General features: G+C 68.6%; 9 protein-coding genes. 3 read left to right on the top strand and 6 right to left on the bottom strand.

Going from position 1 to position 11685, the window contains the following annotated elements; translation table 11 throughout:
- The 4 genes from FFS27_RS19530 to FFS27_RS19515 form a co-directional block, all read right to left on the bottom strand.
- Window positions 1–402: biotin/lipoyl-binding protein (locus FFS27_RS19530; RefSeq protein WP_137952160.1), on the bottom strand; the 402-nt coding region annotated here is incomplete at its 3' end.
- Window positions 399–1847 carry an efflux transporter outer membrane subunit gene (locus tag FFS27_RS19525; protein ID WP_137952159.1) on the bottom strand — a complete coding sequence of 483 codons (1449 nt, stop codon included), beginning with the start codon at window positions 1845–1847 and terminating at the stop codon, window positions 399–401. The genes FFS27_RS19525 and FFS27_RS19530, both read right to left, overlap by 4 nt.
- A 382-nt stretch (window positions 1848–2229) precedes the next feature.
- Window positions 2230–3114, bottom strand: a complete 885-nt coding sequence (locus FFS27_RS19520) for an alpha/beta hydrolase family protein (protein WP_003086717.1) — start codon at window positions 3112–3114, stop codon at window positions 2230–2232.
- 56 nt (window positions 3115–3170) lie between these two features.
- Complete coding sequence (locus tag FFS27_RS19515; RefSeq protein ID WP_003086719.1) at window positions 3171–3968, bottom strand: crotonase/enoyl-CoA hydratase family protein; 798 nt, start codon at window positions 3966–3968, stop codon at window positions 3171–3173.
- A 164-nt stretch (window positions 3969–4132) separates the two neighbouring features.
- Between FFS27_RS19515 and FFS27_RS19510 the strand changes: the two genes are divergently transcribed.
- Together FFS27_RS19510 and FFS27_RS19505 are read left to right on the top strand one after the other, a co-directional pair.
- Window positions 4133–4693, top strand: coding sequence for a TetR/AcrR family transcriptional regulator (locus FFS27_RS19510; RefSeq protein ID WP_003086720.1), 561 nt, complete (start codon window positions 4133–4135; stop codon window positions 4691–4693).
- A 79-nt stretch (window positions 4694–4772) separates the two neighbouring features.
- Window positions 4773–6545: a S8/S53 family peptidase gene (locus FFS27_RS19505; protein ID WP_023101420.1), complete on the top strand. Its 1773-nt coding sequence runs from the start codon at window positions 4773–4775 to the stop codon at window positions 6543–6545.
- Window positions 6546–6567: 22 nt separating this feature from the next.
- Here FFS27_RS19505 and FFS27_RS19500 read toward each other — a convergent pair whose 3' ends face one another.
- Complete coding sequence (locus FFS27_RS19500; protein ID WP_023101419.1) at window positions 6568–9144, bottom strand: PAS domain-containing protein; 2577 nt, start codon at window positions 9142–9144, stop codon at window positions 6568–6570.
- Between the two features lie 235 nt (window positions 9145–9379).
- Window positions 9380–9694 (bottom strand): LasR-specific antiactivator QslA, encoded by a 315-nt coding sequence (locus FFS27_RS19495; protein ID WP_003086723.1) that lies wholly within the window; start codon window positions 9692–9694, stop codon window positions 9380–9382.
- Between the two features lie 1042 nt (window positions 9695–10736).
- Between FFS27_RS19495 and aprX the strand changes: the two genes are divergently transcribed.
- On the top strand, window positions 10737–11685 hold a 949-nt coding region (gene aprX, locus FFS27_RS19490; protein ID WP_137952158.1), incomplete at its 3' end, for a type I secretion system-dependent protein AprX.

Genomic DNA, 11685 nt, shown 5'->3' with positions numbered 1-11685 from the left:
CTCCAGCAGTTGCCGATCGAGGGTCTCCAGCTTCGCGCGCTGGGCTTCCAGCGCCGCCTGCGCCGCCGCTTCGCGGGACTCGGCGGCGCGCAGGCGCTGGCGGAAGTCGCGCGGGTCCAGGCGCAGCAGCAGGTCGCCGGCCTGGACGTCGGCGTCGTCGGCCACCAGCACCTCGGCGACGTAGCCGGAGACCTGCGCGCTGACCGCCACCCAGTCGGCGCGTACATAGGCATCGTCGGTGCCCTCCAGGAAGCGTCCGCTGCTCCACCACCAGGCCAGCAGGGCGGCGAGCGCGATGGCGCCGGCGAGGCCGCCCAGCAGCCAGGTTCGGCGCCGGTGCGTGGCTGCTGGCATGGTTTCGCCAGTGGTGTGTTCGATGGGTTCCCTGATTGCCTGGTTCATTGTCCGTTTTCCTGGTGGGAGGGGCTGGGAGCGGCTTGCCAGCCGCCGCCGAGAGCCCGGAACAGTTCGACCTGGCGCTCGGCGACGCGCATCTCGGCGTCGACCAGGCGCGCCCGGTCGGCGACCAGGCTGCGTTGACTGTCGAGCAGCTCGAGGGCATCGAGGGCGCCGGCGCGATAGTTGCTGCGCGCCAACCGGTAGGCGTGGCGCTGCTCGTCGAGGGCACGCTGGAGGTCGGCACGCCGCTGGCGCTCGCCGGCATACAGCGCCAAGGCACGCTCGACCTCGCGCAGGGCGCCGAGCACCGCTCCGTCGAAGCGCGCCAGAGCGGCGTCGCGCTCTGCCGCTGCGCTGTCCAGGCGGCCTCGCGCGCTTTCCCGGTTGGGGAAGCGCCAGCTCAGCAGCGGGCCGGCCGCGTAGGCCAGCGCGCCGCTGCGGACGAGGCCGGCGAGGGTCGCTGCGGAGGTTTCGGCGCCGACGGCGAAGCTGATGCGCGGGTACAGCTCGGCTTCGGCCAGCGCGCGCCGGGCGTCGGCGGCGGCGAGCCGGCGCTCGGCCGCGCGGACGTCCGGGCGGCGCGCCAGCAGGCTCCAGCCGTCGCCGGTGGGCAGGGCACGGCGCAGTTGCGGTATGCCGGCGCAGGTCGCGGCAGGAGCGTCCAACTGGCGCGGCGAGCGCCCGCTGAGCAGCGCCAGTTCGTAGAGTGCCGCGCGCCGCCGCGCCTCGAGCATCGGCAGCGCGGCGCGGGTCCGCTCGCGCAAGGCCAGCAGCCGGCGTCGCTGCAGCTCGCTGGAAAGGCCGGCGGCGAGCTGGCGTTCGCTCAGCGCCAGGCTCGCGTCGAGCAGGCCGACCGATCGGCGTTGTACCTCTGCCCGTCGCGCCAGGGCGCAGGCGCGGATGTAGGCGAGGGTGGTCTGGCTGGCCACGCTGACTCTGAGCAGGTCGCGCGCCGCTTGCGCCGCTTCGGCATCCGCCTTCGCCGCGGCGATGCGGGCGCGGACTTCGCCCCACAGGTCCAACTGGTAGGACAGGTCGAGGCGGGCGGTGTGTTTCCACTGGCTGCGCAGCTCCTCGTCGGTGGCTTCGGCGAGGGTCTGGTCGTCGCCGTCGCGCCCATACTGGTAGCCATAGCCGACCTCGGTCCGTGGCCAGCGTTCGCCCTGTGCGCCGCGCAGATGGCCGAGGAGCGCGCGGGCATGGGCATCGGCTGCGGCCAGGTCGCGGTTGTGGCGCAGCGCGGCGGCCACCAGGTGGTTCAGCCCAGGGTCCTGGTAGAGCGTCCACCACTGGGCGGGCAGCGCGTCGCCGCGGGTTCCCGCCACCCTCGACAGGCCAGGGTCGAGGCTTTCCGCGCGTGGCGCGGGTTGGTTGCGGTTCGCGCAGCCCAGCGCGGTGGAGATCCCCAGCGCCAGCGCCACGCAACGCAGATGACTGGCAAGCGGCATTGCCCTGCTCCCGTGTCTGAAAGAGCGGGGAACGGTAAGGCAGGCGCGGGCGGCCTGCGCCGGCAAAAGCGCCAGTCATCGTCGCGAAATGGACAGTCGGCGGATTTTTCAGCGTTGTCGCATCAGGTACGGGCCGCAGCCCAGGGCCAGCAGCCCGGCCGGGATGGCCAGCAGGGAGATGCGGGCGATCTGCCGGGAGTAGCGGTTCACCCCGGCAAAGCTGTCGGCCTTGGTGGCGGTCTCCCGGCGAAACCCCGGTCGCGGCTTTCGGCGCGGCTGCGTTCGAGAAGGAACACCACGGCGACCACGCCCAGCCAGAATGCGACGGCGAACAGGCGAAGGGACAACGGCAACGGGTGCATGGCGCGCTCTCGCTGGTCTTTCAGGCGTTCTCCGGATGCCGTCTCAGCCAGCGCAGGGCGTCGTCCCACAGCGCCTCTGCACCGGCGCGGAAGTAGCCCATGTGTCCGAGCGGTCCACCGTCGGGTCGCAGGTCGAGGGTTTCCAGCGGTGCGTTGCGGTAGGCCTCGACGAAGGCGTCCCGCGAGCGCGGCGGTGCCCAGGGATCGTCCAGGGCGGTGGCGAACAGACAGGGCGTGCGCACTGCGGCGTAGCGCTGGTGGAGGTGGCGCATCGCCGGGTCGTCGAAATAGTAGCGGGGATGGCGGCACCAGCGCTTCCAGTCGCGGTAGACCCCCAGCGGCAGGTCGTCGCCCATGCCCAGCAGGCTCCAGGCCATGTAGCCTTTCCAGGCCACCAGCGGCGGCAGCACCAGGGTCCACAGCAGGCGCACCTTGAGCGCTTCGCGGCGCGACATCCAGCCGCTCCAGCCGGCGCCGCTGCCGAAGCTGTAGCAGGCGGCGAGCCGCCCATGGTCGGGCAGCAGGCCGATGGCGTGGCCGCCGAAGGAGTGGCCGATCCAGTACAGCGGCCGCTCCTCCCGGCCGAGCAGCTCGACGGCGGCGGCGAGGTCCCGGTAGGCCCAGTCCAGGTAGGACATGGCGAAGCCCTTCAGGCTTGCCGGCGCGGATTCGCCGATGCCGCGATAGTCCAGGGTGAGTACGTCGAAGCCCTGGCGCGCGGCGTGTTCGGCGAAACGCCGGTAGAAGCGCTGGGCGACGCCCGTCGCGCCGGCCACCAGCAGGTTGCCATGGGCGTGGCCCGGCGCGTGGTAGCGGTAGGCGGACAGCGGATAGCCGTCGGTCGCGGGCAGGGCCAGGCGTTCCATCCGCACCGGCGCTGCGGAATGTTGAGTCAACGAAGTCATGTCGGTTTCCGCAGGAGAGATGGAGCGGAGCGACCGGGGGTCGACCCGCAGGGGAGCTAGCGGCCTTTGAACGCCGGCGCGCGCTTTTGCACCATCGCCAGCACGCCCTCGCGGACGTCCTCGCTGCCGATCAACGCGGCCAGCGACTCGTTGACCCGCGACAGCGCCGCATCGTCCCCCTCGTCGCGCCCCTGGAACGCCGATTGCAGCGCGGCGCGCACCGCCAGCGGCGCGGCCCGGGCGATCCGCTCGGCGTATTCGAGGGCCCGTGCCAGTTCCTCGCCGGGTTCCACCACCTCGGTGAGCAGGCGCATGCGCAGGGCTTCGTCGGCATCGAACTCATCGCCGGTGAGGATGTAGCGCATGGCGTCGGTCCAGCCCGCCGCGCGCGGGAAGCGCACGGTGGATCCGCCCAGCGGCGGGATGCCGCGTAGCACCTCCAGATGGGCGAAGCGCGTGCCGCGCGCGGCCACCGCGATGTCGGCATTGAGCATTAGCTCTATCCCGGCGGTCCAGCAGGTGCCTTGCACCGCGACCACCAGCGGCTTGCTCCGACGCGGCTGGACCACGCCCCAGGGATCGACGCCGCCGTCCGGATAGCGGAAACCGCTGGCGGCGAGCTTCGGTGCCAGTTCCATCAGGTCGAGCCCGGCGGTGAAGTGCTCGCCATGGGCGAAGAGCACGGCACAGCGGGATTCCTCGCTGCGCTCGTATTCACCCATGGCCAGCGCCAGGTCCGCCAGCATTGCGCTGTCGAAGGCGTTGCGCTTGCCCGCGCGGTCCAGGCCGATGAGAAACAGATGACCGCGCTGCTCTCGGGTGACGCGGCCCGGGCCGCTGTTGGCTTCGCTCATGATGCCTCTCTCCTGTGCTTGGGTTGGTGGAGCGGAAACTTCTTCTAGTTACCTACCGAACATTCGGTTTGTAAAAACTAAACAAACATTCGGTAACCGTCAAATTGAGGCGCCAAGGCTTATGGCATAGAATCAACGTCTTTGATCGAGAGCAGGAACCTTCCGTGCGTCCGTTGAAAATCTCCCGCGACGAGCTTCTCCAGCGCTGCGCCGGCACCTTCCGTCGCTACGGCTACCACGGCACCACCATGGAAATGCTGTCCAGCGCCTGCGGCTTGACCAAGGCCTCGTTCTACCACCACTACCCGAACAAGGAAGCCTTGCTCCGCGACGTTCTCGAATGGACCCACCAGCGGCTCGCCGAGACGCTCTTCAGCATCGCCTACGACCCGCTGCTGACGCCCCGCGAGCGCCTGGAAAAACTCGGCCGCAAGGCCGCCCGGTTGTTCCAGGACGACAGCATCGGCTGCCTGATGGGCGTGGTCGCGGTCGACGCCAGCTATGGTCGCAGCGAGCTGATGGCGCCGATCCGCAGTTTCCTCGACGACTGGGCGCAAGCCTTCGCCCAGCTCTACCGCCCGGCCTTCGACGAGGCGCAGGCGCTGGAGCGCGGCCGGCAACTGGTGGCCGATTTCGAAGGCGCCATCCTGCTGGCGCGCATCTATGGCGAGCCGGGCTATATCGATGGCGTCACCCGGCGAGCGCTGGAGCAACTGGCGGGCTAGCCTGCGCCCGCCTTCAACCTGAACGAAGCGTTTCGCCAGGCGGTCGGAACAACAGGTCCCCGTTCCGGAAGCCGAGTCCATGCCGCTGCGCCGTGCCGTTTTCGCCATCCTTTTCGCGTCCCTGGGCAGTCCCTTGGCCGCCGCCGAAACACCCCTGCGCCTGGAGCGCCTGGAGCGCTGCGGCGATCTCCTGGCCAGCGAGCGGCAGGAGTGGTGCCTGCGCGTGCGCGGCCTGGCGGCCGGCCTGCCGCGCCTGTTGCTGGACGGCCGCGAACTGCCGGCCACCGCCCTGCGGCGCGAGGGCGACGGCCTGCGGCTCCGCCTGGACCGCCGTGGCCACGCCAGCGGTCCGCTTTGGCTGGAGCAGGGCGGGCGCAGCAGCAATCCGGTATGGCTGACCCTGAACGGCAGTCATGTGCTCGCCGCCGGTCCCGATGAGGTGGCGAAGAACATGGATGGCCTGACCACCTACGTCGACCTGGTCAGCCTGTTGATCGAGGAGAACCACGACGGTCGCCGGGAGGCCGAACGCCTGGCCGATAAATATGGCGCGCGGGTGGTCGGCGCGATCCCGCCGTTGAACCTCTACCAGTTGCGCCTGCCGGCGCGCGACCTCGTCCAGCGCGACGCGCTGGTCCTCCGCATCGGCAGCGAGACCAGCGTGGACGCCGTGGTGGTGGAGGAGTCCGCGCCGGAGAAGGGCGAGGAAACCGAGGCGGCGCGCCGGCCCGTGGACAAGCCGGACAGCGACTCCGACGAGTGGGCGGCCAATCGTTTCATGGACGCGGTGAACTATTACCAGCGTCGGGTCCGCGCCCGCCAGGCCCCGCTGGAGACCCGCCCGGTGCGCATCGGGGTGATCGAGCGCGACGTCGACTTCGACGCCCCCGACTTCGCCGACTACCTCGGCCCCTGCAAGGCGCCCGCGCCGCGTACCTGCCTCTACGCGCGCGATGCCGAACGTCCCGACAACCACGGTTCGACGGTCGCCGGCATCCTCGCCGCGCGCTGGGACCAGGGCGGCAACAGTGGCTTCCTGCGTGGGCTGGACCGCGCCAGCCAGGGTTTCGAAGTGATCGTCGAGCGCAATTCCGACGCTGGCATCACGGCCAACGTCGCCGCCTCGGTGAACCTGGTGGAGGATGGCGTGCGGGTGCTCAACTGGAGCTGGGGCATCCACCGCGTCGGCGCTCGCGACGTCGACGGCGACGAGGTGGATTCGCTGGTGCGCTCGGGGATCGCCATGAGCGGCTACGAGGAGTTGCTCGAGGAATTCTTCCTCTGGCTGCGCAAGGAGCATCCGGACGTGCTGGTGGTCAACTCCGCCGGCAACGGCTCGTCCTACTCCGGTACCGACGAATACCGCCTGCCGTCCTCCTTCGTCACCGAGCAGTTGCTGGTGGTGGGCGGCCACCAGCGCAGCGAGCGCCAAGGCCTGGCGGTGGACGACCCGGCCTACGCGGTCAAGCGCAGCACCTCGAACGTCGACATGCGGGTGGATGTCACCGCCGCCGCCTGTACCCACGCCTCGACCCTGGAGAGGGACGCGCGGGGCGAGGTGCACTGCGGCACCTCCTATGCCACGCCGATGGTCGCCGGCACGGTCGCCGCCATGCTTTCCCTCAACCCGCGGCTGCGACCCGAGGAGATCCGCATGCTGCTCCGGCGCAGCGCCATGACCATCGGCGGCGACTACGATTTCGAGCCGGCCGATGCCGAGGACCTCACCGCACCGATCCTGCCCTCGGAGCGCGGCTACCGCCTGGACCACCGCGACGTCGGCCGCTCGGCGCGGCTGGACATGCAGAAAGCCCTGGACCTGGCGGTGAAGAGCCGCGAGCGCGTGCGCTGAGGCGTTCCGCCGGCCCTGGGCCTCACGGCGAGGCTTCCAGCAGCCGGGCGAGGCGTTCGGCGAGTTCGTTGTGGCGGAACGGCTTGGTCAACACCTCGAAGCCGTTGAGTTGCTCGGGCGTGAGGTTGGCGTAGCCGGTGATGACCAGCACCGGCAATTGCGGGAAGCGCTGGCGCAGTTCCTCGGCAAGCTGCACGCCGGTCTTGTCGGCCATGAGATGGTCGGTGACCAGCAGGTCGGGCGCCAGGCCGCGCTCGACCTCGCCCAGGGCTTCCTCCGCCGACGCCGCCTCGCTGACCTGGTAGCCGAGATCGCCGAGCAGCAGCGCGGTGGTGTAGCGCACCATCCTGTCGTCGTCGACCAGCAGCACGTGGGTCGGCCGCAACGCTTCCGGTGCGTCCGGGCAGCTTTCTGCGGTGGATTGCGTCTGCTCCGCGGTGATCGGCAGCCAGATGCTCACCCGGGTCCCCTTGCCGATCTCCGAGTGGATCCCCAGGCCGCCGCCGGACTGGGCGACCAGGCCCTGGACCATCGACAGGCCGAGGCCGGTGCCCTTGCCCACGCCCTTGGTGGAAAAGAACGGCTCCATGCAGCGGGCCAGCACCTCGGCGGGCATGCCTCCGCCGTTGTCGGCGACTTCCAGGCACACGTAGCGGCCGGCGCCGAGACCGTCCACCGCGCCGTCGATCACCAGGTCGGTCCGCGCGCCTATTTCCAGGCGGCCGCCTTCGCCCATGGCGTCGCGGGCGTTCACCGCGAGGTTGAGGATGGCCAGTTCGAACTGGTGCGGATCCACAACCACCGCAGGCAGGCGTTCCGGGATCTCGATGCGGACCTCGATGGTCGGGCCGAGCGAGCGCTCGATCAGGTCGTGCATGCCTTCGACCAGCTCGCGCAGGGCCACCGCCTGCGGCTTGAGGGTTTGCCGGCGGGCGAAGGTGAGCAGGCGACCGACGAGGTTCCGCGCCCGTTCGGCGGACTGTAGCGCGCCGTCGATGAGGTCGGTGGAGCGGGCGTCGTCGAGCCGCCGGCGGATCAGTTCCAGCGAGGCCATGATCGGCGTCAGCAGGTTGTTGAAGTCATGGGCGATGCCGCCGGTCAACTGGCCGACCATCTCCATCTTGCGTGCCTCGTGAAGCTGCGCCAGGGCGCTTTCGCGCTGGGCGAGCATGGTCGCGACACGTTCTTCCAGGCTTTCGTTGAGTTCGCGCAGCTCGTTCTCGGCGCGTACCCGCGCGCTGATGTCCATGCACACGCAGAGCAGGCCGCTGGCGGCATGCTGCTCGTCCACCAGCGGCGTGACCTGGTTCTGCACCCACACCGTATCGCCGTCGGGGCGAACGTAGCGGCCGCTCATCTCGAACGCCGCGCCGGTCGCTCCGCCTGGCGCCGCAGGGAGGGCGAAGTCGGCGGGGTCGAGGATGTCCTGCATGCGCAGGCCGAGCAGGGTCTCGCGCGAACGGCCGGCGATCTCGCAGTAGCGATCGTTGACCCGGGTGAAGCGCCAGTTCCGGTCGCATACCGCGATGCCCGCGCTGGCCTGGTCGAACATCGCCGCCAGTTGCGCGGAACTGGTGCGCAGCGCCAGCTCCGCGCGGGCATGGGTGAGCGAGGTCCAGGCCAGCTTGGCGGCTTCCTCCGCCAGGCGGCGCGGATCTTCGCCGAGCGCCTGCGGATGGGCGAAGTGGATCGCCAGCAGCGCCTCCAGCCGGCCGTGGCGCAGCACCGGGACATGCAGCGTGGCGCCCAGCCCCAGGCGCGCGCGGCTCGCCGCCTCGTCGAGACTCATGCCGCGCTCCCCGGCGAGGTCTTCCCGCGCCACGCTGCGTCCGGCATGCAGTTCGCCGGACAGGGTGGCGCCGAACGCCAGGTAGCGATGCCGACCGACCGCCGAGCGGCCGTCGTGGAGATAGTCGCGATGGACCTGGAAGGTCATGCCGTCGCCGTTGTCCTCGCCGAAGAATATCCGCGACGCGCCCAGCTCCTCGCCGAGCCGGCGCAGGGCGGTGGCTTCGATCTCCAGGGGATCGGCCAGGGACGGCAGGGTCTGGCCCAGTTCCAGGAGGAACGCCTGGCGGCGTTCGAAACGCACCCGCTCGGTGGTCTCGGTGACGATGCACAGCACGCCGCCGACGGAACCGTCGGTTTCCCGCACCGCCGAATAGGACACGTCGAAATAGACCGTCTCGCCGCGTCCATGGCGTTCGATGTAGAAGGGCCGATCCTTTGCCGCGAAGGTTTCACCGGTCTCGTACACCCCGCGCAGCAGCGGTTCGAGGTCATCCCACAGCTCCCGCCAGTTCTCTATCGCCGGCCGGCCGAGGGCGCGCGGATGCTTGTCGCCGATGCTCGGCGCGTAGGCATCGTTGTACAGGGCGACGAATTCCGCGCCCCAGAACAGCACGATCTGCGCCTTGGCCGGCAGCAGCGTGGCCATCGTCGTCTTCAGGCTCGCCGACCAGGCGTCCGGCGGGCCGAGGGGCGAACTGGCCGCGTCGAGGCTGAGCAACAGTTTCCCGACCGCTCCTCCGTTGGCCAGGAAGGCCGGTGGATGGTCAAGGGTGTTCGGGTCCGGTTCGATGGTGAAAGGCTGTGCCATGTCTGCGGAGTCTTGCTCGGTTCCGGTTGAGGTGATGGGTCGTATGGAATATAGGAGGGCGGTGGGTGCGCTTGCGTTCAATCCGGCTGGGCGGGATGGCGCACCGGGGCGCTCCAGACGCTCGGCGCGTTGCCAGGCGGAGTCTGGCGATGATTTCGTACGCGGTGCCCGAGACCGCGATGGAGACTTGGCGTAGGGGCGAACGACGCCACCGGCGTCATTCGCCATGGCCGGGTCAACCGGAACGTCGAGCGGCTACCAGGCGCTGCTGCAGGCGCGTCAGGAAGGCCACTTCGAAGGCGGTCTTCTGCATCGGTGTGGGCAGGCTGTCGCGGCCGAAGGCGAAGGCGGTCCAGAGCTGGCCTTCGATCTGGTCGGCAAGCCAGTTCTCGGCCTGGCGGACGCCCTTGTCGATGGCGGGCTGGGCGGGAACCGGCCAGAGCAGGGAGAGACCGGGTTGCCGGTCGGCGGGGGGAATCTCGACCATCAGGTCCTTGTAGCGTTCGATGATTGCGTCGACGTGGGTCTTTTCCTTTTCATCCTTCGTCATGCTGGGTACTCCGTTTCTGAGAGTCACATGACCTGCCGCCTTCGCTGTCAATCGATGGAGGCAGGATCGCGCAGGGTTGACAGACCGGGAAACGGAACCGGCAGACCACGAGGGTCTCCCCACGCGATCCGCCATGAAGGCCCGCAGTTGGAAAACTGCGGTCGAGCCGATGCCTGCAAAAGCATTCGCTGCTTTCGCATGCACCGCCCGGCGCATCGCGCCGTCTCTTCGGGCTGTCAAACCCGGTCACGGATTTGGCCGTGACGGGCGCAGGATAGGGGCAGGCAAGGCGGGGAGCAAGGGCGGGAACGGGTGACGGCAGAGGCTATCGGCAGGCAAGGCGTTGGCTGAAGCGATTCATGGAAATAACCCGGCGTTGGGAGCGCGCCGTTAATCATCGTTTACCAGGAGAAAACAATCCGCCTGGACTGTTCGATTCAATATTTTGTGATGCGCTTCACGTAATAAGAGTATTCCTTATGAGCGACGCAAAAGTGTCATTCGCTTCTTCGAAGAGGGCGCTGCCGAAGTTGCACGCTAGTTGGGCACGCCGCGAGGGCGGCTCGGCACTTTGGTGCATAAGGATATAACCCTTTCTTCATTTCTGATTTTCGTCAGAGTTCGTGCCGGGGCGACCGTCCGTCATTCGATATTAATTAAAAGCGTCAATAATCCGTTTAGGAATCAGGGGCTTGGAAATCCACCTGGCAGAACTGACAGGTCGGTATGCCCAACCAAAGTATTGAACTGATTTAAGTGGTGGTACAAATTTGCCTTTCCCATGTTAGTCCTACTTAACAGGCGAAGCGGTGGAGAGCGCTCTGTCGCGGGCTGCTCGGGATTAAATGGGTTTCGCCCTCGGGGGGCTCCTGTCTTCCAATAAAAACAAGTTGTCGCCAGGCCTGATGAACTTTCAGGTACCCGCGTTCCGTTTTCTCGCGGAACTCACTGACTGCGCTTGACCGCGTGACCGGTTCGGTCGGTAAACAGCGACCTGCGCCGGAAACGCGATAACCGAGACAACTCAATCGAGGAACAGAAGATGGGATTATTCAATGCAGCCGCGAACCTGTTCGGCCAGGTCTACGAGCGCGCGACGCAGGTGGCCGCCACCGCCGTCACGGCGGTGGCGGACGTGGCCAGGACATTGGTGGGCTCCACCGTCGACGCCGTGGAGCAGCAGGTGCACGAAGCGCTGACATCGGTGCATGACGCCGTTGCCAGCGTGGAGCAGGCGCTGGAGGGTACGGTCGGCGCGGTGGCCGGCACGCTCGGCGAGATCGCCGGCGACGCCCTCGACACCGTAGGCTCCGCGGTCGGCACGCTGGGCGGGCTGGCCGGCAACTCGCTGGCGATCGCCGACGACTTGTTGCACGGGCGCGTCGAGCCGGAGGATTACCTGAAGCTGGTCGGTGACCTGGGGCAGGGCGTCGGTGCCACCGTCGGCCATGCCTGGGAATTCGGCAGCGACAGCCTGAAGGCCGCCAACGATCTCTACCACGCCGCCTACCAGGGTGGCTCGCTAAGCCTCGGCAATAGCGACGGCCTGCTCGGGGTCAATGTGATCGGCTCGCTGCTCGGCGGCAATCACGACCAGGGCGTGATTCCCGATAGCCGCGGCATCCTCGGCCCGCTGCCGATCAACGTCTCCTTCACCGAGCAAGGCCTGACCTTCGGCGGCGAGACGCCGCTGACTCCGCTGGTCACCGCAGCCCTGGCGCTGAATCCGATCACCGCGCCGCTGGTGCCGGTGCTGGCGCCGCTCAACCTCGGCGGCCTGGGAGTGGTCGGCTCGGTCGACAAGGAAGGCTTCAGCGCCAAGTTCTACGGTATCGCCGGACCCAGCTACAACCTCGGCGTGGCCAATCTCGGCGGCACCCTGGAGCTGGGTAGCTACAACGAGGTCAAGCTGCTGAGCTGGAACGAGGTGACCCTCAAGGACCTGCCCATCGTCGGCGGCATCCTCGGCTACGTGCCGGTGGTCAAGGACA

This window comes from Pseudomonas sp. 2VD, from assembly GCF_005503585.1.
GTDB classification, from domain to species: Bacteria; Pseudomonadota; Gammaproteobacteria; order Pseudomonadales; family Pseudomonadaceae; genus Pseudomonas; species Pseudomonas aeruginosa.
This window is presented reverse-complemented; position numbering and strand designations above follow the sequence as displayed.

Bases quoted from the DNA above. Each gene is read 5' to 3' on its own strand.
- FFS27_RS19525 (WP_137952159.1), bottom strand. From the start codon at position 1,847: ATGCCGCTTGCCAGTCATCTGCGTTGCGTGGCGCTGGCGCTGGGGATC.
- FFS27_RS19520 (WP_003086717.1), bottom strand. From the start codon at position 3,114: ATGACTTCGTTGACTCAACATTCCGCAGCGCCGGTGCGGATGGAACGC.
- FFS27_RS19515 (WP_003086719.1), bottom strand. From the start codon at position 3,968: ATGAGCGAAGCCAACAGCGGCCCGGGCCGCGTCACCCGAGAGCAGCGC.
- FFS27_RS19505 (WP_023101420.1), top strand. From the start codon at position 4,773: ATGCCGCTGCGCCGTGCCGTTTTCGCCATCCTTTTCGCGTCCCTGGGC.
- FFS27_RS19500 (WP_023101419.1), bottom strand. From the start codon at position 9,144: ATGGCACAGCCTTTCACCATCGAACCGGACCCGAACACCCTTGACCAT.
- FFS27_RS19495 (WP_003086723.1), bottom strand. From the start codon at position 9,694: ATGACGAAGGATGAAAAGGAAAAGACCCACGTCGACGCAATCATCGAA.